Origin of the sequence: Conexibacter woesei DSM 14684 (assembly GCF_000025265.1) — a bacterium.
Lineage (GTDB): Bacteria > Actinomycetota > Thermoleophilia > Solirubrobacterales > Solirubrobacteraceae > Conexibacter > Conexibacter woesei.
The window spans coordinates 3,900,129-3,920,226 of the sequence record NC_013739.1 but is presented as its reverse complement, the minus strand read 5'-3'; the positions used below and the strand labels follow the sequence as shown (position 1 = coordinate 3,920,226).

The window sequence follows — 20,098 nt, the reverse complement described above, 5'->3', positions numbered from 1 at the left end:
CGCTCCCTCCCTGACGCGCGCCGCTCGTCCCCGAGCCCGCTGCTCCGCCCTACGCGAGCCGCTTCTCGAACCAGTGTGTCGCGAACGGGTTGCCGTTGTAGTCGGCGATCTCGACGTAGCCGCAGGCGTGGTAGAGCGCGACCGCCTCGGGCTGCACCGCGTTCGTGTCGAGCCGCACGCGCTCGTGGCCCAGCTCGCGCGCGACCAGCTCCAGGTCGCCGAGTATCCGCCGCGCGATCCCGCGCCGCCGCGCCGCGGGCACGACGTACATCCGCTTGACCTCGCCGAGCCCCGGCGACAGCGTCCGCACGCCGCCGCACGCGACGGGCACGCCGTCCTCCTCGGCGAGCAGGAAGGCGCCGCCGGGCGGTTCCAGCTCGTGCGGGTCGACCCAGCTGAGTGGGCGGTCGCCCGCCGGCGGCTCCATCGGCGAGAAGGGACGTCCGCGCGCGACCAGCTCGGCGCCGTAGTCGGCGAGCAGGTGCGCGGCCCGCGGCTCCTCGGGGCTCGTGCGCGTGATGCGGATTGGAGACGTCTGCACGCTGGTATCGTCGCCGATCCTCATGGCACGCGACTGGCAGGACCTCTTCATCATCCGCGACGGCGCCTCAGTGGCGGTCGCCGACGACGCGCCGCAGACGGAGGAGAAGCGCCGCGGCTTCTTCAGACGGCTGCGCGAGAACATGCGCAAGACGCGCGAAGCGCTGACGAGCGAGATCACCGCGACCCTGTTCGAGGATCTCGACGAGGAGACGTGGGAGAAGCTCGAGGAGGCGCTGATCGCCGCCGACGTCGGCGCCCGCACGACCGCCGAGATCGTCGAGCAGCTCGAGCAGGAGGCCGACCGCGGCGACCTCGCCGGCGGCGAGCAGCTGACCGCGCGCCTGACCGAGCTGCTCGCGGACGTCGCCCGCGTGGGTGAGCCGCGCATCGACCTGACGCCGTCGCCGACTGTGCTGCTGGTCGTCGGCGTCAACGGCACCGGCAAGACGACGTCCGTCGGGAAGCTCGCCTGGCACCTGCGCAAGGAGCTGGGGCAGAAGGTCGTGCTCGGTGCCGCCGACACGTTCCGCGCCGCGGCCGTCGAGCAGTTGGAGGAGTGGTCGCGCCGGGCCGACGTCCGCTTCGTGAAGGGCCCGCCGGACTCCGACCCCGCGTCGGTCGCCTACGAGACGGTCTCGACCGGCGTGCGCGAGGGCGCAGACGTGATCATCGTCGACACCGCGGGGCGCCTGCACACGCAGGACAACCTGATGGCCGAGCTGGCGAAGGTCCGCCGCGTGATCACCAAGCAGCTGCCGGACGCGCCGCACGAGACGCTGATCACCGTCGACGCGACGACGGGCCAGAACGGTCTGCGCCAGGCGAAGCTGTTCGCGGAGGCGGTCGACGTCTCGGGCATCGTCCTGACGAAGCTCGACGGCACCGCGAAGGGCGGCATCGCGCTGGCGATCGCGCGCGAGCTGGAGATCCCGGTGAAGATGATCGGGATCGGCGAGCAGCTCGAGGACCTGCGCCCGTTCGACCCGGACGATTTCGCCCGCGCGCTGCTGTCCTGATCGCCTGTCAGAGCGGTAAGCTCGCCCGGACTATGGACGCCTGGGTCATCTGGATCATCGTCGCGTGCGCGTTCGGCGTGGGGGAGATCGTCACGACGAGCTTCTTCCTCGCGCCGTTCGGGATCGGCGCGATCGCGGCGGCGATCGTCGCGGCGGTCGGCGGCGGCGCGTTCGTCGCGGGCGCCGCGTTCATCCTCGTCTCGGTCCTGATGCTGCTGTTCGTGCGGCCGATAGCGCGCGCGCACCTCAACTCGCCCGCGCAGATCCGCACCGGCACCGCCGCGCTGATCGGTCGCCGCGCGATGGTGATGGAGCGGATCTCCAACGACGAGGCCGTCGGCTGCGTGCGGATCGACGGCGAGATCTGGACGGCGCGCGCCTACGACGATGACGAGATCATCGAGGCGGGTAGACCCGTCACCGTCGTCGAGATCAGGGGCGCGACCGCGCTCGTGGCGGAGTGACAGCACGTACGGCCGCACCGGCGGCGGAACCAACCAGCTAGGGAGATCCACCACATGGCCGGCCTCATCGTCCTCGGCGTCGTCGTGCTGTTCATGCTGTTCGTGGCAGCGAAGACGATCCGCATCATCCCGCAGGCGCGGGCCGGCGTGGTGGAGCGGCTCGGCCGCTACAGCCGCACGCTCAACCCGGGCCTGACGATCGTCGTCCCGTTCATCGACCGCGTGAAGCCGCTGATCGACCTGCGCGAGCAGGTGATCACGTTCGCACCCCAGCCGGTGATCACCGAGGACAACCTCGTCGTCCAGATCGACACGGTCCTCTACTTCACGATCACCGACCCGAAGTCGGTCACCTACGAGGTCGCGAACCCGCTGCAGGCGATCGAGCAGCTCACGGTGACGACGTTGCGCAACGTGATCGGCGGCATGACGCTGGAGGACGCGCTCACCAGCCGCGACAACATCAACTCGCAGCTGCGCGTCGTGCTCGACGAGGCGACCGGCAGATGGGGGATCCGGATCGCGCGCGTCGAGCTGAAGTCGATCGACCCGCCCGGCTCGATCCAGGAGGCGATGGAGAAGCAGATGCGCGCCGAGCGCGACCGCCGCGCCACGATCCTCACGGCCGAGGGCGTCAAGCAGTCCCAGATCCTCACCGCGCAGGGCGACCAGCAGGCCGCGGTCCTGCGCGCCCAGGGCGAGCGCGAGGCGGCGATCCTCAGAGCGGAGGGCGAGTCGAAGGCGATCGAGACCGTCTTCAGAGCGATCCACGAGGGCAAGCCCGACCGCGAGCTGCTCAGCTACCAGTACCTGCAGATGCTGCCGCGGCTGGCCGACGGCCAGGCGAGCAAGGTGTTCGTGATCCCGTCGGAGTTCACGCAGGCGCTCGGCGGCCTCGGCAACGTGATCGGCGACGCGATCGGCGGCGGGCGCAGAGACGCCGCGCCCGACCCGGAGCCCGCGCCCGAGCGGCCCACCGGCCCGCGGTCGCTTGACCCGCCGAAGCCGCCGAGGCCGCCGGCGTCGCCGGAGGCGTGAGCCCCGCGGGCTCCGCCAGGTAGTCTCAGACGCAGATGTTCGACTCACTCGCAGAGAAGCTCCAGGCCACGCTCTCGGACGTCCGCAGCCGCGGCACGCTGACCGAGGACGACGTCAACGCAGCGATGCGCGAGATCCGTCTCGCGCTGCTCGAGGCGGACGTCAACTTCAAGGTCGTCAAGAGATTCACGAACGCCGTCAAGGAGCGTGCGCTCGGCAGCGACGTGATCGGGCAGCTCAACCCCGGTCAGCAGGTCGTCAAGATCGTCAACGACGAGCTGGCCGAGCTGATGGGCGGCGAGTCGGCGGAGCTGAGATTCTCCTCCAGCCCGCCGACCGTGATCCTGATGGCCGGCCTGCAGGGCTCCGGCAAGACGACGGCGACCGCCAAGCTCGCGCGCCTGCTGCGCGAGCAGAACAGATCGTCGGTCGCGGTCGCCGCCTGCGACGTCTACCGTCCCGCTGCGGTCGAGCAGCTGATCACCGTCGGCGCGCGCGCCGGCGCCGACGTCTACGAGAGAGGCACCGACGCCGATCCGGTCGAGATCGCGAAGTGGGCGCGCGAGCGCGCCGAGCGCGAGGGCAAGGACGTCCTGATCGTCGACACCGCCGGCCGCCTGCACGTCGACGAGAACCTGATGAAGGAGCTCGCCGAGATCAAGCGCGTCACGAACCCGACGAACGTGCTGCTGGTCGTCGACGCGATGACCGGCCAGGACGCCGTCAACGTGGCGGAGCAGTTCGCCGAGGTCGTCCAGTTCGACGGCGTCGTGATGAGCAAGCTCGACGGCGACGCGCGCGGCGGCGCCGCGCTGTCGGTCAAGTCGGTCACCGGCAAGCCGATCCTGTTCGCGTCGACCGGCGAGAAGCTCGACCAGTTCGAGCGCTTCCACCCGGACCGCATGGCCCAGCGCATCCTCGGGATGGGCGACGTCATGACGCTGATCGAGAAGGCGGAGTCGCAGTTCGACGAGACGCAGGCGAAGGAGCTCGAGCGCAAGATCCGCAAGTCGGAGTTCGGGCTCGACGACTTCCTCGACCAGCTCAGACAGGTGCGCAGACTCGGTCCGCTGCAGTCGCTGCTGGGGATGATGCCGGGCCTCGGCGGCCACCAGCTGCGCAACCTCAGAGTCGACGAGCGCGAGTTCGATCGGATCCAGGCGATCATCCTCTCGATGACGGCCGAGGAGCGGCGCAACCCCGACATCATCAAGGGCTCGCGCCGGATCCGGATCGCGAGAGGCTCGGGCACCAACGTCCAGGCCGTCAAGGCGCTGATCAGACAGTTCGGCCAGATGCAGAGACTGATGAAGTCGATGCAGTCGGGCAAGATGCCGGACATCGGCGCGCTGATGCGGCAGGCGCGGTAGGCCCCGCTGAGGGCGCCTTTCCGCTACCCTCCCTCGTCGGTCTTCGACTCAATCTCCGAAAGGGAATCGTGGCAGTACGACTCCGGCTGACCCGCGTGGGCGCCAAGAAGAATCCGATCTGGCGTGTTGTCGCCGCCGATCAGCGCTCCAAGCGCGACGGCCGCGTCCTCGAGACCATCGGTCACTACAACGCCCAGACTCAGCCCTCGACGATCGTGCTCGACGAGGAGAAGGTCCGCGCGTGGCTCGCCAAGGGCGCGCAGCCCAGCGGCACCGTCGCGAAGCTGCTCAAGATCCAGGGCATCACCGGTCCGAAGGCGTAGTGACGCCGGTTCCGGGCGCACGTTTCTCATGAGAGAGCTGCTCGAGTACCTCGCCAGACAGCTCGTCGACCACCCCGACGAGGTCGAGGTCGACGAGTTCGAAGAGGACGACGGCACGCTCGTGCTCGAGCTCGCCGTCGCCGAGGATGACTACGGCAAGGTGATCGGGCGCGGCGGCCGGACGGCCAACGCGCTGCGCCTCGTCGTCAAGGCCGCCGCGGTGAAGGACAACCGCCGCGTGCTGGTCGACATCGTCGACTGAGCCGATGGATCCGCACTCGGCTCGGCGCTCGCCCGAGGCTGACGCCGGCACCGGCGACGACTGGCTCAACGCCGGCCGCGTCGGCCGGCCCCACGGGCTCGACGGGAGCTTCCACGTCACCCGGCCGCGGATCGCGCTGCTGGACGACGGCCGCGTCCTGACAGTCGCCGGCCGTGTCGATCGCATCGTGCGCCGCGCCGGCACGGACGCAAGACCGATCATCCGCTTGGAGTCGTGCACGTCCCGCAAGGACCTCGAGGCGCTCCGCGGCCGCGACCTGCTCGTCCCGCGCGCCGATGCACCGCCGCTGGAGGAGGACGAGTGGTGGCCCGAGCAGATCGAGGGCTGCCGCGTCCACGACGGCCCGCGCGAGGTCGGCGTCGTCCGCGAGCTGCGCTCGCTGCCGTCGTGCGACGTGCTCGAAGTCGTCCGCGACGACGGCCGCGACCCACTCCTGGTCCCGCTGATCCGCGACGCTGTCCGCTCCGTCGACGTCGACACCCGCCGGATCGAGATCGACCTCGCCTTCCTGGGGGAGGACGACGACGCGCCGCCCGCGGCGCCCGACGCGCCGCCCACGGCGCCCGACGCGCCCACGGCGCCCGACGCTCCGCCCGCCGGCGACCCGCCGCCCGCCTGATGCAGCTCGACGTCTTCACCCTCTTCCCGCAGTGGTTCGACTGGTTCCGCACCCAGCGCCACGTCGAGAACGCGCTGCGGCTCGGCCACGAGCTTGCGTGCGTCAACTATCGCGACACGACGCCGCTGTCGGGCGGGCAGGTCGACGACACGCCGTTCGGCGGTGGGGCCGGCATGGTGCTGCGGGTCGACGTCGTCGAGGCAGCGTTGCGCGCCCGCTACGACTGCGACCCGGTCGACCTGCGCGAGCGCCGTCGCGTGGTGGTGCTGACTCCGGGCGGCCGCCAGCTCGACGACCCGTTCGTCGACGAGCTCGCGGCGGAGCCCGCGGTGACGCTTCTGTGCGGCCGCTACGAAGGCTTCGACGAGCGGATCGTCGAGCACTTCGCGACCGACACCGTCTCGATCGGCCGCTACGTGCTCGCCGGCGGCGAGCTGGCGGCGATGGTCGTCGCGGACGCCGTGCTGCGCAAGCTGCCCGGCGCGCTCGGCCACGTCGACTCCGCCCACGAGGAGTCGTTCAGCGCCGCGCTCGACGGCGCCCCGGAGTACCCGCACTACACCCGCCCGGCCGAGTACCGCGGCTGGAACGTGCCGGAGATCCTCCTGTCGGGGCACCATCAGCGCGTCCACGACTGGCGCATGGCGCAGAGCCGGCAGCGTGCCCTCGACGCCGAGGCGAGCGCCCCCGCGTCGCGTTCACACGAGCCCGCGGACGACCGCGACTGACGGTCGGGCATCACGGAGGGTGGCGGTCCGCTACCATTCCCGCTCCGCGACGGCCACAACGGCCCCGCCAATTACTCTTGCCATGAGCACTGTTATCCAAAATCTTGAGCGCGAGCAGCTTCGACGCGCACCGAAGTTCGACGCCGGCGACCGCGTCCGCGTCCACTTCCAGGTCATCGAGGGCACGCGTCGTCGTACGCAGGTCTTCGAGGGCGTCGTCATCAAGCGCCAGGGTCACGGCGTTCGCGAGACGTTCACCGTCCGCAAGCAGTCCTTCGGCGTTGGCGTCGAGCGCACGTTCCCCGTGCACTCGCCGAAGATCGAGAAGATCGAGGTCGCAGCCCGCGGTGACGTCCGTCGCGCGAAGCTGTACTACCTCCGCGGCCGGATCGGCAAGCGCGCCCGTGTGCGCGAGCGCCGCTCCATCGGGCCGGAGGAAGTCTTCGATCGCGAACTGCTTCACACGCAGGTCGTCGAAGAGGAGATCGCTCCCGAGGAGGCCGTGCTGGCCACCGAGGGCGCTCCCGCCGACGACGCTGCGGCTGAGGCCGCTCCGGCTGCCGAGGAGACCGCCGAGACGGCGGCCGCCCCGGAGGCCGAGGCGTCGTCCGAGACCACGGGCGACGCGGCTGACGGCTCTGATGAGCCGAAGGCCAAGGCCGACTCCGAGTAACGACGGGTGAGGGTCAAGCCGAAGTCCACCTCCGGCTCGCTGCTGGAGTTGGTCTTCATCGTGGCCGTGGCCCTCGGCCTGGCGCTCGGGATCCAGGCGTTCATCGTCAAGCCGTACCGGATTCCGAGCGGCTCGATGGAGCCGACCCTCGCGGTTGGCGAGCGCGTGCTCGTCAACCGCATCGGCAACAACTTCGGCGACCCGAGCGTCGGCGACATCCTCGTGTTCCACCCGCCGAAGGGTGCGGACACGAACGAATGCGGTATCCCCGGCCAGGGACCGTTCTACGACGGGCCGCAGAGCGGCAGACCCTGCTCTCGCTCGACCCCGACCCGCTCGGACCAGAACTTCATCAAGCGCGTCGTCGGCGGCCCCGGCGACCGCGTAGCGATCCGTGACGGCCACGTGATCCGCAACGGCGTGCGGCAGAAAGAGTCGTTCATCGCTGCGTGTGGCGAGGGAGCGGACTGCAATCTCGGAACGATCACGGTGCCGAAGGACCAGTACTTCATGATGGGCGACAACCGCGGCGCGTCCGACGACAGCCGCTACTGGGGTCCGATCAAGCGGGACTGGGTCATCGGCGGCGCCTTCGCGAGCTACTGGCCGCCGAAGCGCATCGGGCCGCTCTGAGCCGAGCCTGCGCATCCGCGCACCGGGCGCTTCTCGTAGCGCCCGCGGACCGCCCGGCGTTCCACCCGGCGAGCACGTCATGATGAGGTCCGATCATGGCGGAAACGACTAGCTCTGCGAGAAGAAGGAGACGGCGCGCGCGTCCACCGGGCCGGCGTCTCTTCGCCTTCGACCGCGACCTCGGCGCTCGCTTCGTCGCCGGCGCGGACGAAGCAGGTCGCGGCTGCCTCGCCGGCCCGCTCGTCGCCGCGGCGGTCATGTTCGACTACGAGCGCATCACGCGCTCGGACCTGCGTGCGCTGAGCGCCCTCAACGACTCCAAGCAGCAGACCGCAGAACGCCGGGAGGCGATCTACCCGGTGATCCTGCGCGTCGCAACGAGAGTGGCCGTGATCTCGCGCTGCGCGCCCGGGATCGACCGGCGCGGGCTCCACGTGACGAATCTCGCGGCGCTGCGGGATGCACTCGCCCGCGTAGCGTGCGACGGCTGCATCTGCCTCAGTGACGGCTTCAGGGTCGCCGACCTCGGGCACGACCAGCGGGCCGTGATCGGCGGGGACGCGAGGAGCGCTTCGATCGCCGCGGCCTCGGTCGTCGCGAAGGTCACGCGCGATCGCTTCATGCATCGCGCCGACGTCCTGCATCCGGGGTGGGAGTTCGCGTCGCACGTCGGCTATGCGACGCCCGAGCATCGGGCGGCGATCGAGCGGCTCGGGATCACGCCGTTGCATCGGCTGTCGTTCCAGTCGGCGGCGTACCAGCAGCTCGCGCTCTGACGCGCGGAGCCGCTCCATCAGAACGCGCCCTCGAGATGCTCGAGCGCGACCAGCTGCCCGGTTGCGTCGATCGTCACGCCGACCGCGTCGAAGCGCAGCTCAGGCACGTACGTCCTGCGCGGCTTGGCCTGCAGCCATGACACCGCCATGCGCCGCAGGCGACGTCGCTGTGGCTCTCTCAGGCCCTCCAGCGGCGCCGAGGAGCCCAGCCGCCGTGTCTTGACCTCGCAGAAGACGATCCGCTCGTCGTCGCATGCGACCACGTCCAGCTCGCCCCAGCGGGTGCGGTAGTTCCGGTCGAGGACGACGAACCCACGGCGTTCGAGATGCTCGACGGCGAGGTTCTCGCCGATGCGGCCGAGGTGGTGACGGGGATCGGAGGACATGACCGTCACGCTACGCCCGGGAGATCATATGTGTCACCGCGTGTTTGTGCCGCTTTGCAGGAGAAACTGTGGAGCGAGACGCACTCCGCAAAGTTGGTGCAAAGCGTGCCCCACGCGTAGCACTTCGATCCGTAGCGTTGCCGCCCATGCTCAGTCGCGTCGCCACGTTCGCCATCGACGGAATCGACCCGCGACCGGTGTGGGTGGAGGTCGACATCCGGCCAGGTCTGCCGACCTTCCGCGTCGTGGGAATGGCCGGCAAAGCGGTGCGCGAAGCACGCGAGCGCGTCCGCGCGGCGGTCCTCAACTCGGGCTTCGAGTTCCCGGCGCGACGCATCACCGCGAACCTCGCACCGGCCAGCCTGCCGAAGGTCGGTCCCGGGTTCGATGCCGCGCTCGCGGTTGGTCTGCTCGCCGCGAGCGGCCAGTGCAGAGGCAACGACCTCCAGCGCTGGGCGATCTTCGGTGAGCTGTCGCTCGGCGGGGAGCTGCGTCCGTGTCGCGGCGTCCTGGCCGCGGCCGAGGGAGCGCGTCGCAGCGGCCTCGGGGGCCTCATCGTGCCGCGAGAACGTGCGGAGGAGGCCGCACTCGTCGACGGCATCCGCGTGGCGGCAGTCGACAGCCTGCGGGGCGTCGCCGATCTGCTGGGCGGCGGTGAACCGCCACCGCCACCGGCGCCACCGGACGAAGAAGCGGCGACCGGAGAGACGCTCGACCTCGCCGACGTCCGCGGTCATGAGCTGCCGCTGCGAGCACTCGAGATCGCGGCGGCGGGCGGACACAATCTGCTGATGGAAGGACCGCCCGGCAGCGGCAAGACGATGCTCGCCCGCCGTCTGCCGTCGCTGCTGCCGCCGCTGACGAGAGGTGAGGCGCTCGAGGTGACCCGCATCCACAGCGTGGCAGGGCTGCACCGCTCCCGCGGGCTCGTGAACGTGCGCCCGTTCCGGGCGCCGCACCACACGATCTCCGCCTCAGGGCTCGTCGGTGGCGGTCAGGTCCCGATCCCCGGGGAGGCCAGCCTCGCCCATCACGGCGTGCTGTTCCTCGACGAGCTCGCCGAGTTCTCACGACCGAGCCTGGAAGCGCTGCGCCAACCACTGGAGGACGGCCATGTCTCCGTCGTGCGCGGCCAGCGCGCGTTGCTCTTCCCGACGCGCTTCACGCTCGTTGCAGCCACGAACCCGTGTCCGTGCGGGTTCGCGGGCAGCACGCGCCACTGCACGTGCAGCGAGGTCGACTTCGCGCGCCACCGGCGGCGCCTCAGCGGCCCGCTGCTCGACCGGCTCGACCTCCTGATGTCAGTCGCGCGGCCGACGTCCGCCGAACTGCGCGCGCCGGCTCGGGAGTCCTCGGCACGGATGCGTGAGCGTGTGCTGGCCGCCCGTGAGCGACAGCTGCGCCGGCTCGACGGAACGACCGCGGGCTGCAACGGCCAGCTCGACGCCCGTCTCGTGCGGTCGCACGTGCGCGTGGCCGAGCGTGCGTTGCAGGCGCTCGGCGCCGCCTATGACGGCGGCGCGCTCAGCGCCCGGGCACACGATCGGGTCCTGCGCGTCGCCTGCACGATCGCGGACCTCGACGAGCGCGACGTCGTCGAGCTCGACGACGTGATGCAGGCGCTCACGCTGCGGCTCCAGGACGGCGCCGGGCAGCAGGTGGCGGCGTGACCGGCGCGAGCACGGGGTGCGCGGACTGCCTGCGGCGGGCGTGGCTGATCGCCCGCCTCTCTGGTCACATCGAGCGCGCCTGGGCCGCTCGAAGACCTCTGCCCGCCGTGCTCTCGCTCGCCGACGACGAGCTGATCGCCGCGCTGGCGGGGGAGCAGCGCCGACGCATCGCGCGCGAATACGACCGGTTCGACGCGGCGCTCGCTCGGGAGCGTTGCGTCGACTGCGGACTCACGGCGATCTGCCGCTGCGCACCGCACTACCCGCAGCGGCTCCGCGACCTGCCCGACGCGCCGGCGGTGCTGCATCTGCTCGGTCGAGCGGATCGGTTCGAGCAGCTCATCGAGGCCGACGGCGTCGCGATCGTCGGAGCGCGGCGAGCGACGCCGTACGGAATCGAGCAGGCACGTGGCATCGCACGCGGACTCGCGGCGGCGGGAATCACCGTCGTGAGCGGGATGGCGCTCGGCATCGACGCGGCGGCACACACGGGCGCGCTGGAGGCGAGCGGGTCGACGCTGGCGGTGTTGGCCGGTGGCGCCGAGCGGGCGTATCCGGCGAGCAAACGCCGTCTGCACGAGCGGATCGCCGCGTCTGGAGTGGTCGTCTCGGAGATGCCGCCCGGCACGCCGATCCGCCGGTGGGCGTTCCCGGCGCGGAACCGCACGATCGCAGCCTTGGCCCGTCTGACGGTCGTCGTGGAGGCGGGCGAGCGGTCTGGTTCGCTGATCACCGCGACGCTGGCGCTGGACCTCGGGCGTGACGTGGCTGCGGTGCCGGGCCTGGTGACGGCGCCGCTGGCTGCAGGGACGAACGGCTTGATCGCTGAGGGCGCGCGGCTCATCCGCGGTCCGCAGGACGTGTTGGAGCTGTTGTTCGGGGCCGACGCGCCGAGAGTGCCCGGCAATGCGGTCGCGAGCGGGCTGCCGGCCGACCTGCGTGCCCTGCTGGAGCGCGTCGGCAGCGGGCAGGACACGGTCGCGGCGCTCACGGCGGATGGGCTTCCGGTCGACGCGGCGCTCGCGGGGCTGGCGCAGCTGGAGCTGCGCGGGAAGGTGCGGCGCACGACGGGAGGTCGGTATGCGTGCCTGTCGTAAGCTCTCGGCCGTGACGCAGAATCGCATTCCCGCCGTCATCTCGATCGCCGGTTCGGACTCTGGTGGCGGGGCCGGGATCCAGGCCGACCTGAAGGTGTTCGCCGCATGCGGCGTGCACGGGATGACCGCCATCACCGCGCTGACCGCGCAGAACACGGTGGGCGTCGACGCCGTCGCGCCGATCGCGCCGGAGATGATCGTGGCGCAGGTTCGAGCCGTTGCGCGTGACATCGGGATCGACGCGGTGAAGATCGGCATGCTCGGCACCGTGGTCACAATCGAGGCGGTCGTCGCCGCCCTCGGGGAGCTGGCGGAGGGGACGCCGATCGTCCTCGACCCCGTGATGGTCTCCGAGTCGGGCGCTCCGCTGCTCGAACCGGAAGCGCGGGACGCGCTGATCGAGCTGCTGCTGCCGCGTGTGACGGTCGCGACGCCGAACCTTCCCGAAGCGCGCGTGATCGCCGGCAGCGACGACGATGCGCCGGAGCTCGCGCGGGCGATCCACGCGCTCGGGCCGCGCCACGTCGTCGTCACCGGAGGGCACCGCGACAAGGCGACCGACGTCATGTTCGACGGAGAGACGACGATCGAGATACCTGGCGAGCGGCATCCGGACGGAGCCGCGCACGGCTCCGGCTGCACCCACTCCTCGGCGCTCGCCGCGCACCTCGCGCTCGGGTTCGCTCCGGTCGACGCCGCCCGCGCGGCGAAGGTCATCGCCGCGCAGGCCGTGCACGACGGGTTGCGCGAGATCGGCAGAGGTCCGGGGCCGGTCGACGCGCTGGGGATCCGCTCGCGCCGCCCGCTAGCACCGCCCGCCTCGGCTCACGCTCGCTGAGCGTGTCTCGTGCTGGGGCGGCGATCGCCTGCGCGCACTGATCGTAAGCGCGACATAAACCCTTTGGCATAATCCGTCCATGAGGTTCCTGCGCATGAGACCGGGGCACGGCGAGGTGCTGATCGCGGAAGGCGACGTCGACGTGCGGGAAGAGGAGAAGCTGCTCGTCGAGGAGTTCCGGCGGCAGCTCGACGGCGGCATGTGGGCCGCCGTGCCGGTCACCGGCCAGTCGGGGCGGCGAGAGGCGCAGCTCGCCCGCACGTTCGAGGACGTGCCGCGCGATGCGGAACGCGTGATCTTCTTCCCTCGCGCCGCCGGCGGGCGGTAGGACCGGCGCCGGTGGTCCTCGCGCTCGCCGCCACCGGGATCGTGATCGTCGCGCTGCTCGGCGAGGTCATGCTGCCGCGGCTCGAGGAGTCGCTCGAGCGCTTCCGCGCGCGCCGGCGGCGGATTCCGTCGACCGCTGAGTTCGACCTCGACCCCGGGAGAGAACGCCGCGCCGAAGCCCGCGCGCGCCTGCTGCTCAAGTCGTGCGTCAACGACGAGGAGTGGGCGATGTACCGCGACCTCGGGTTCATCCGCGTCTGGGGGATGCAGGCCGGGCGCCCGTCGGCGACGCGTGCCCGCGACCGGCACGGTGACGACGACGACGGCGTCCGCGACGAGGACGGCGTCCGCGGCTGGGACGGCGACGGCCGCGAGGACGGCGATGCCGTGGTGAGCGGCGACGGCTGGCGGCGCGACGGCGGGACGAGCGGTGACGCTTCGGGGGACCGCGGCGGCTGGGGGAGCGACGGCGGGGCGAGCGGTGACGCTTCCGGGGACCGCGGCGGCTGGGGGCGCGACGGCTGGGGGCGCGACGACGACGTGCCGTACGCCTACCTCGTCTATCCCCACAAGCCGATCCTCTCCTACGTGCCGCAGACCGGCCGCCTGCTCAACGAGTACTGCGTCGAGTTCCCGGACGAGACGCGCCCGTACGGCAGCGCTCGGCTGCCGGACTCCGACGACGTGCTCGCGAAGTGGATGGCGCTCACCGGCGACGAGCAGCGGCTGATGCGCACCGCCAACATGCACCTGCCCGGCCGCCAGATCGACCCGCGGCAGGTCAAGCGCGACCTCTGGCGCCTGCGGCAGTGGGAGCAGGAGCGCGCGCGCAGCGGCGGAGACGCGGCACGGGACAGCAGAGTCCCGGCGTCGTGAGCCCGGAGCCGTTCGACCTCAAGCATCGCAGCCGGGCCCTGACGGAGGGTCCGCACCGGGCCGCCGCCCGCTCCTACCTCCACGGCATCGGCTACTCCGCCGAGGACCTCGCGAAGCCGATCGTCGGCGTGGCGCACTCGTGGATCGAGACGATGCCGTGCAACTTCAACAACCGCGTGCTCGCCGCGAGAGTCAAGGAAGGCATCCGTGCCGCCGGCGGCACGCCGATGGAGCTGAACACGATCGCGATCTCCGACGGGATCACGATGGGAACCTCCGGCATGCGCGCGTCGCTCGTGTCGCGCGAGCTGATCGCCGACTCGATCGAGCTGGTCGCCAGCGCCCACCACTTCGACGCGATCGTCGTCATCAGCGGCTGCGACAAGACGATCCCCGGCACGGTGATGGCGCTCGCGCGCCTCGACATCCCGTCGCTCATGCTCTATGGCGGCTCGATCCGGCCCGGCCGCTACAAGGACCGCGAGGTCACGATCCTCGACGTCTTCGAGGCGGTCGGTGCGCACGCCGTCGGCAAGATCACCGACGCGGAGCTGCACGAGCTGGAAGAGGTCTCCTCGCCCGGCGCCGGCGCCTGCGCCGGCCAGTTCACCGCCAACACGATGGCGATGGCGTTCGAGGTGCTCGGCATCTCGCCCGCCGGCTCGGCGATGGTGCCCGCCGAGGACGGCAGCAAGCGCCAGGTCGCCTTCGACGCCGGCACGCTCGTGATGGACGTGCTCAGACGCGGCCTGCGCCCGCGCGACGTCATCACCAAGGACGCGCTGGAGAACGCGATCGCCGCCGTCGCGATGAGCGGCGGCTCGACCAACGCGGTGCTCCACCTGCTGGCGGTCGCCAAGGAGATGGGCGTGCCGCTGGAGATCGACGAGTTCGACCGCATCAGCGAGGCGACGCCGCTGCTCTGCGACCTCCAGCCCGGCGGCAGATACAACGCCACCGACCTTTACGCGGCCGGCGGGGTCCCCGTCGTCTTCAAGCGCCTCAGAGCGCACGGCAGACTGCACGAGGACGCGATCTCCGTCACCGGCCAGACGGCCGGCGAGATCGCCGACGCCGCCCAGGAGACGCCCGGCCAGGTCGTCGTCCGCCCACTGGAGGACCCGCTCAAGGCGACCGGCGGCTTCGCGATCATGAGAGGCAACGTCGCCCCCGACGGCTGTGTGATCAAGCTCGCCGGCCACGAGCGCCGCCACCACGTCGGTCCGGCGCGCGTCTTCGACGGCGAGGAGGCCGCGATGAAGGCGGTGCTCGCGAGCGAGATCGTCGCGGACGACATCGTCGTGATCCGCAACGAAGGCCCGGCGGGCGGCCCCGGCATGCGCGAGATGCTGGCCGTGACGGCGGCGATCATCGGCGCCGGGCTGGGCGACAGCGTCGCGCTGATCACCGACGGCCGCTTCTCCGGCGCGAGCCACGGCTTCATGGCCGGCCACATCGCGCCCGAGTCCGTTCGCGGCGGGCCGATCGCCGCGCTGCGCGAGGGCGACAGGCTCACGATCGACGTCGACGCCCGCCGCATCGACGTCGACCTGACCGACGAGCAGATCGCCGAGCGGGTCGCCACCTACAGACCGCTGCCGCGCGCTGACGAGCACATCGACGTCGCGATCCGCAAGTACGCCAAGCTCGTCGGCAGCGCCGCAGACGGCGCCGTCACGCACTGAGCCGACTTCGGGGGAGGAGAGAGGGGCCTGCGCCGCGCGGGAGCGGCGCCGTCGCTCTCACTCGTCCACGAAGCTGCGCAGCAGGCCGTTGAAGACGACCGGGCGCTCCAGCATCGCGACGTGGCCGGTGTCCGGCAGCACGACCTTGCGCGCGCCCGGGATCAGCCGCTCGAAGCGGCTCGCGTCCTTGACCGGGATCACGCGGTCGTCCTCGCCCCACACGATCAGCGTCGGGCAGGCGACCTGCGGCAGCCGCTCGCGCAGCGGGTAGCCGAGCAGCGCGTCGAGCGCGGGCAGGAAACCCGGTCTGCCCGAGCCGCGCATCAGCTCGAACGCCAGCGGCGCGGGCATCCGCTCCGGGTGACGGGCGACGAACGAGAGCGCGACGCGCCGCAGCCCCGGCCGTCGCGCGAACGCCTCGTGGCGCGAGGCGCCCCAAGCCGTCACGAGCGCGATCGCGCGTGCGGTGGTCAGCACCGGCCGGCGCTGCACGCGGTCGCTGGAGATCCCGGCGGCCGAGACGAGCACGAGCCGTTCGACGCGCTCGGGCACCGCGATCGCCAGCTCCGCCGCGACGAAGCCGCCCATCGAGTTGCCGACGACGACGGCCGGCTCGGCGACGCCGAGCCGATCGCAGAGACGGTCGAGGAAGCGCGCGTAGCCCGGGATCGACGGCTCCCGCTCGGGCAGCTCCGAGTCGCCGAAGCCGGGCAGGTCGACCGCGATCACACGATGCGACGCCGCGAAGACCGGCAGCTGCTCCAGCCAGTTCTGCCAACAGCCCGAGAGGCCGTGGACGAACAGCATCGGCGGGCCGGCGCCCAGCTCGACCACGTTCGCGCGGCCGCCGTCGACGGTCAGCGAGCGCGTCTGCGCGGGCCAGTCGATCTCCATCCACGCGGCGCGCCGAATGGACCGTTCTCCGGTCTGTTCAGGCCCGCCCCCGGTGGCCGCCATCCGCGCCATCTCCTGTTTACCCTACCTGTACCAATGCGCATCGCCATCGACATCGATTCGACGCTTCACGACTACTGGGCGCTGTTCGCCAAGCTCGCGCGCAAGCGCTTCGGCGTGGCGCTGGCGTACGAGGATCAGATCACCTACGACATCGACCGTCTGCGGCCCGCACAGGTCGACGCGCTCACCGCCGAGACGCACAAGGCCGTCCACGTGCTCGGCGCGACGCCGTACGACGGCGCCGTCGAGGCGATCCGCGCCTGGCACGACGACGGGCACTTCATCCACATCACGAGCCACCGCTCCACGGACGCGTACGACGCGACCGCGCAGTGGCTGGAGCAGATCGAGCTGCCGTTCGACGAGCTGTACTGCTCGTGGGACAAGATCACCCGCTGCGCACAGATCGAGATCGACGTGCTGATCGACGACAGCCCCGACAACATCCTCAAGGCGCAGGCGAAGGGCATCGTCCCGGCGACGATCCTGCACCCGTGGAACCGCGAGCTGTGCGAGGAGGAGGGCGTGATCGGCGCCGCCGACTGGCCTGACCTCACGCGGCAGCTGGCGCCCGTGCTGGCGCGGCCTCCGCTGCGGCGTCGCTGAGCGGTTCCGGCGCGAAAGCTGTGCATCGTCGCGCTTCCGCCCGGGCGGCACGTAGAATCGCCGCACGGGAGGCCAGGTGCGCAGTCGTCGATTCCTCATCGTCGCGGTGTTCGTCGTCCTGCTGCTCAGCGGGGCGGTCGGCGCGTACGCGTACGACCACAGCCAACGCGACACGATCGCCAACGGCGTCGCCGTCGGCGGGGTCGACGTCGGCGGGCTGGAGCCGGCCGAGGCTCGCACGCGCCTGCAGCAGGAGCTGGTCGAGCCGCTGCGGGAGCCGGTTGTCGTGACGTTCGAGAAGCGCCGCTTCGTGCTCTCGCCGCGGCAGGCGCGCGTCGCGGTCGACCTCGACGGGATGGTGACCGAGGCGGTCGAGCGGAGCCGCCGCAGCTCGTTCTTCGCGCGTGTTGGCCGCAGCCTCACGGGCGGCTCGCTCGACGCCGACCTGCGCCCGCAGGTGACGTATGACCCGAAGGCCGTCGACCGCTTCGTCGGACGCGTCGCCGAGCGGCTGGACCGCGCGCCGAAGGACGCGACCGTCGCCTTCGCCGGCAGCTCGCTCGGCGAGGTCGCCGGGCAGGACGGCGTCGACGTCGACAGCCGCCGCCTGCGGCGCGGCGTCGCACGGGCGCTGCGGCGGACCGACGACGCGCGGACCGTGAAGGTGCGGGCGGCGGTCGTGAGACCGAAGGTGACGACCGCGCAGCTCGCGAAGCAATACCCGGTCGTGATCACCGTCGACCGCGCCGCCTTCAGACTGAGCCTGTGGAAGAACCTCAGACTGGCGAAGTCCTACACGGTCGCGATCGGCCAGATCGGGCTCGACACACCTGCTGGGCTCTACGAGATCCAGAACAAGGCGGTCGATCCCGTCTGGAGCGTGCCGAACAGCGCGTGGGCGGGCGACCTCGCCGGCACGACGGTCCCGCCGGGTCCGTCGAATCCGATCAAGGCGCGCTGGCTCGGAATATTCGACGGCGCCGGCATACACGGCACCGACGCCGTCTACTCGCTCGGCACCGCCGCGTCGCACGGCTGCGTCCGGATGGCGATCCCGGACGTGATCGAGCTCTACGATCAGACGCCCGTCGGCGCGCCCATCTACATCGCTTGAGCTGATCCGTCAGGCGACCAGTTGCGCAGCTCCTCCACCGAGACCTCTTCCCAACCTTCATTCAGCAAAGAGGCATGATGGTCGCCGTGGCGAATAGCGAGAGCGCCGATGAACACTCCCTTCGTTTTCCTCCGCATCACCGCGTACCACAGCGTGGTCGCGTCATCAGTTCCCTGGATGCGGAACCATGGGCGCTCCGGCCCGTCCGGTTCGGTCGCCAGGCCGGCCTCGACGAGCTGTCTACGGGTGGCGACCTGACCGGTGTCTGTATCGATGAAGAACAAGGCCATGTCCGAGCAGCCTAGCGCTCCGATCAGCGACGCCTGGCGCCGCGCGCTCGCGCTGCTCGAGTCCGATCTGCGGCGCCGCGGCGCCGCAGAGAAGACGCGTCACGCCTACGCCGTCGACGGCGGCCAGTTCGTCCGCTGGGCCGACGCGCACCGGCTCGCGCCGGCGGACGTCAACCCGCGCGCGCTGCGCCGCTACGCGGCCGGCCTGACCGAGGCGGGACAGGCGCCGACGACCGTCGGGCGCAAGCTCGCCTCGCTGCGCTCGCTCTTCCGCACGCTCGTCGAGCACGGCGAGCTGCAGCAGAACCCCGCCGACCTGCTGTCGGCGCCGCGCAAGGCGCAGCGGCTGCCGTACGTGCTGAAGCCGGTCGAGGTCGCCGCGCTGCTCGACCGCATTCCCGCGGACACGGCGCTCGCGCTGCGCGACCGCGCGCTGTTCGAGCTGGCCTACGCCTCCGGCCTGCGGGCCGAGGAGCTGGTGATGCTCGACGTCGGCTCGATCGAGTTCGACGGTGAGCGCGTGCGCGTCGAGGGCAAGGGCGCCAAGACGCGGATCGTCCCGGCGGGCGAGCCGGCGCTGAAGGCGATCGCGAGATATCTCGACAGGGCGCGGCCCGCGCTGGCGACCGCCGAGAGCGATGGCGCACTCTTCCTTTCCAAGTCCGGACGGCGTCTGTCGACCTCCGACGTGCGCCGCCGGCTGCGCGTCTGGGCGCGGCAGGCGGCAGGCGTCTCGACGGCCGGCGGGGTCTCCCCGCACGCCCTCCGGCATTCGTTCGCGACCCACCTCCTGGAGAACGGGGCGGACCTGCGGTCTATCCAAGAGCTGCTCGGACATGCGAGCATCTCTACGACACAGGTCTACACTCGGGTAGAGTCCGCGAGGCTGAGGTCGGCTTACGCCAACAGCCATCCTCGGGCATAGGCGAGGGGGCGGCGCTGGAAACCAACGTCAAAGCGATCGAGCTCAAGGATCTCTGGCGCCGCTACAAAGCGAGCGGCGACGGGCGTGCCCGTGAGCGACTGGTCGTAGCCTATTCACCGTTGGTGAAGTACGTCGCGGGCCGCATGGCCTCCGGCTTGCCCGCCCACGTGGAAGAGGCAGATCTCATCTCCTATGGACTGATCGGCCTGATCTCGGCGATCGAGCGTTTCGACCTCGGCCGCGAGATCAAGTTCGAGACGTACGCGATCCCCCGCATCCGCGGCGCGATCATCGACGAGCTGCGCTCGCTCGACTGGGTTCCCCGGTCGGTGCGCGCGAAGGCTCGCGAGATCGAGCGCGCCAACGCGAAGCTGGAGCACAAGCTGCAGCGCGCGCCGACGGACGAGGAGATGGCGCACGAGCTCGACATGTCGATGGACGAGTTCCAGGACGCGCTGATCCAGATCTCGAACTCGACGATCGCCGCGCTCGACGAGCTGTGGACGGTCTCGGACGCGAGCGGCGATCAGATATCGCTGCTGGACACGCTCCAGGACCCGGACGCTCCGGACCCGGAGAAGATCGTCGACGCGAGCGAGCTGAAGGACCGGGTCGCCGACGCGATCGCGCGGCTGCCCGAGCGGGAGAAGCTCGTGATCGCCCTCTACTACTACGAGAACCTGACGCTGCGGGAGATCGGAGAGGTGCTCGGCGTGACCGAGTCCCGCATCTCGCAGCTGCACACGAAGGCCGTCCTGCGCCTGCGCTCCAGGCTGCAGAACGAAGACGCCGACAACGGCTGAAACCTCGCCTGATGCCATGCGTACCAGTCCTCTAGCCGGGGCTGGTACGCAGAGGTAT

General features: G+C 71.1%; 24 protein-coding genes and 1 pseudogene. 21 read left to right on the top strand and 4 right to left on the bottom strand.

Annotated features, from left to right (window positions below; translation table 11 throughout):
* Positions 1-49: 49 nt before the first annotated feature.
* On the bottom strand, positions 50-541 hold the full coding sequence (locus CWOE_RS18455; RefSeq protein ID WP_012935155.1) for a GNAT family N-acetyltransferase: 492 nt from the start codon (positions 539-541) through the stop codon (positions 50-52).
* Between the two features lie 22 nt (positions 542-563).
* Here CWOE_RS18455 and ftsY point away from each other — a divergent pair, with 22 nt between their 5' ends.
* The 11 genes and pseudogenes from ftsY to CWOE_RS18400 all read left to right on the top strand — a co-directional run bounded on the left by ftsY (position 564) and on the right by CWOE_RS18400 (position 8,466).
* Entirely contained in the window at positions 564-1,559 is a 996-nt protein-coding gene (gene ftsY / locus CWOE_RS18450; protein ID WP_012935154.1) for a signal recognition particle-docking protein FtsY, read from the top strand.
* A gap of 32 nt (positions 1,560-1,591) precedes the next feature.
* Positions 1,592-2,023, top strand: a complete 432-nt coding sequence (locus tag CWOE_RS18445) for an NfeD family protein (RefSeq protein ID WP_012935153.1) — start codon at positions 1,592-1,594, stop codon at positions 2,021-2,023.
* 54 nt (positions 2,024-2,077) lie between these two features.
* The gene (locus CWOE_RS18440) at positions 2,078-3,061 is read left to right on the top strand and encodes an SPFH domain-containing protein (protein ID WP_012935152.1); all 984 of its coding nucleotides are present in this window, start codon (positions 2,078-2,080) and stop codon (positions 3,059-3,061) included.
* A 35-nt stretch (positions 3,062-3,096) separates the two neighbouring features.
* The gene (ffh, locus tag CWOE_RS18435; protein WP_012935151.1) at positions 3,097-4,431 is read left to right on the top strand and encodes a signal recognition particle protein; all 1,335 of its coding nucleotides are present in this window, start codon (positions 3,097-3,099) and stop codon (positions 4,429-4,431) included.
* A gap of 68 nt (positions 4,432-4,499) precedes the next feature.
* Positions 4,500-4,754, top strand: coding sequence for a 30S ribosomal protein S16 (rpsP, locus tag CWOE_RS18430; RefSeq protein ID WP_012935150.1), 255 nt, complete (start codon positions 4,500-4,502; stop codon positions 4,752-4,754).
* Positions 4,755-4,782: 28 nt separating this feature from the next.
* Positions 4,783-5,016 carry a KH domain-containing protein gene (locus CWOE_RS18425; RefSeq protein WP_012935149.1) on the top strand — a complete coding sequence of 78 codons (234 nt, stop codon included), beginning with the start codon at positions 4,783-4,785 and terminating at the stop codon, positions 5,014-5,016.
* A 4-nt stretch (positions 5,017-5,020) separates the two neighbouring features.
* Entirely contained in the window at positions 5,021-5,656 is a 636-nt protein-coding gene (gene rimM / locus CWOE_RS31020) for a ribosome maturation factor RimM (RefSeq protein ID WP_012935148.1), read from the top strand.
* The gene (gene trmD / locus CWOE_RS18415) at positions 5,656-6,384 is read left to right on the top strand and encodes a tRNA (guanosine(37)-N1)-methyltransferase TrmD (protein ID WP_012935147.1); all 729 of its coding nucleotides are present in this window, start codon (positions 5,656-5,658) and stop codon (positions 6,382-6,384) included. Before rimM ends, trmD begins: the two co-directional genes overlap by 1 nt.
* A gap of 82 nt (positions 6,385-6,466) precedes the next feature.
* Positions 6,467-6,808, top strand: a pseudogene (gene rplS, locus CWOE_RS34185) (50S ribosomal protein L19); the annotation flags it as partial.
* A 255-nt stretch (positions 6,809-7,063) separates the two neighbouring features.
* Positions 7,064-7,690 carry a signal peptidase I gene (gene lepB, locus CWOE_RS18405; protein WP_012935145.1) on the top strand — a complete coding sequence of 209 codons (627 nt, stop codon included), beginning with the start codon at positions 7,064-7,066 and terminating at the stop codon, positions 7,688-7,690.
* 95 nt (positions 7,691-7,785) lie between these two features.
* Positions 7,786-8,466, top strand: a complete 681-nt coding sequence (locus CWOE_RS18400; RefSeq protein WP_012935144.1) for a ribonuclease HII — start codon at positions 7,786-7,788, stop codon at positions 8,464-8,466.
* Between the two features lie 17 nt (positions 8,467-8,483).
* Here the strand turns inward: CWOE_RS18400 and CWOE_RS18395 are convergent, their stop codons facing one another.
* On the bottom strand, positions 8,484-8,852 hold the full coding sequence (locus tag CWOE_RS18395) for a YraN family protein (RefSeq protein WP_012935143.1): 369 nt from the start codon (positions 8,850-8,852) through the stop codon (positions 8,484-8,486).
* Between the two features lie 146 nt (positions 8,853-8,998).
* Here CWOE_RS18395 and CWOE_RS18390 point away from each other — a divergent pair, with 146 nt between their 5' ends.
* From CWOE_RS18390 to ilvD, 6 genes are all read left to right on the top strand, one after another.
* Positions 8,999-10,522, top strand: coding sequence for a YifB family Mg chelatase-like AAA ATPase (locus CWOE_RS18390; RefSeq protein ID WP_012935142.1), 1,524 nt, complete (start codon positions 8,999-9,001; stop codon positions 10,520-10,522).
* Positions 10,519-11,619: a DNA-processing protein DprA gene (gene dprA, locus CWOE_RS18385; protein WP_012935141.1), complete on the top strand. Its 1,101-nt coding sequence runs from the start codon at positions 10,519-10,521 to the stop codon at positions 11,617-11,619. The genes CWOE_RS18390 and dprA overlap by 4 nt, the downstream gene beginning before the upstream one ends.
* 10 nt (positions 11,620-11,629) lie before the next feature.
* Positions 11,630-12,457: a bifunctional hydroxymethylpyrimidine kinase/phosphomethylpyrimidine kinase gene (gene thiD / locus CWOE_RS18380; protein WP_041730665.1), complete on the top strand. Its 828-nt coding sequence runs from the start codon at positions 11,630-11,632 to the stop codon at positions 12,455-12,457.
* Positions 12,458-12,536: 79 nt separating this feature from the next.
* Positions 12,537-12,785, top strand: coding sequence for a hypothetical protein (locus CWOE_RS18375; RefSeq protein ID WP_041730663.1), 249 nt, complete (start codon positions 12,537-12,539; stop codon positions 12,783-12,785).
* An 11-nt stretch (positions 12,786-12,796) separates the two neighbouring features.
* Positions 12,797-13,660 carry a hypothetical protein gene (locus CWOE_RS18370; RefSeq protein WP_012935138.1) on the top strand — a complete coding sequence of 288 codons (864 nt, stop codon included), beginning with the start codon at positions 12,797-12,799 and terminating at the stop codon, positions 13,658-13,660.
* Positions 13,657-15,345: a dihydroxy-acid dehydratase gene (gene ilvD, locus CWOE_RS18365; protein WP_012935137.1), complete on the top strand. Its 1,689-nt coding sequence runs from the start codon at positions 13,657-13,659 to the stop codon at positions 15,343-15,345. Before CWOE_RS18370 ends, ilvD begins: the two co-directional genes overlap by 4 nt.
* A gap of 57 nt (positions 15,346-15,402) precedes the next feature.
* On the opposite strand, the gene CWOE_RS31015 is transcribed toward ilvD, so the two are convergent.
* Positions 15,403-16,239 (bottom strand): alpha/beta fold hydrolase, encoded by an 837-nt coding sequence (locus CWOE_RS31015; protein ID WP_049793324.1) that lies wholly within the window; start codon positions 16,237-16,239, stop codon positions 15,403-15,405.
* Positions 16,240-16,335: 96 nt separating this feature from the next.
* On the opposite strand from CWOE_RS31015, the gene CWOE_RS18355 reads away from it, so the two are divergent.
* Both CWOE_RS18355 and CWOE_RS31010 read left to right on the top strand, forming a co-directional pair.
* Positions 16,336-16,908, top strand: a complete 573-nt coding sequence (locus tag CWOE_RS18355; protein WP_012935135.1) for a 5' nucleotidase, NT5C type — start codon at positions 16,336-16,338, stop codon at positions 16,906-16,908.
* A gap of 76 nt (positions 16,909-16,984) precedes the next feature.
* Entirely contained in the window at positions 16,985-18,022 is a 1,038-nt protein-coding gene (locus tag CWOE_RS31010; protein WP_012935134.1) for a L,D-transpeptidase family protein, read from the top strand.
* On the opposite strand, the gene CWOE_RS32910 is transcribed toward CWOE_RS31010, so the two are convergent.
* A complete protein-coding gene (locus CWOE_RS32910) occupies positions 18,010-18,312 on the bottom strand; it encodes a hypothetical protein (RefSeq protein ID WP_148261068.1) in 303 nt (100 codons plus the stop codon). The genes CWOE_RS31010 and CWOE_RS32910 overlap by 13 nt on opposite strands.
* On the opposite strand from CWOE_RS32910, the gene CWOE_RS18345 reads away from it, so the two are divergent.
* Together CWOE_RS18345 and whiG are read left to right on the top strand one after the other, a co-directional pair.
* Complete coding sequence (locus tag CWOE_RS18345) at positions 18,311-19,237, top strand: tyrosine recombinase XerC (RefSeq protein WP_236262120.1); 927 nt, start codon at positions 18,311-18,313, stop codon at positions 19,235-19,237. The two genes, CWOE_RS32910 and CWOE_RS18345, sit on opposite strands and share 2 nt — an antisense overlap.
* Positions 19,234-20,040: an RNA polymerase sigma factor WhiG gene (gene whiG, locus CWOE_RS18340; protein ID WP_148261067.1), complete on the top strand. Its 807-nt coding sequence runs from the start codon at positions 19,234-19,236 to the stop codon at positions 20,038-20,040. The genes CWOE_RS18345 and whiG overlap by 4 nt, the downstream gene beginning before the upstream one ends.
* Positions 20,041-20,098: the final 58 nt, after the last annotated feature.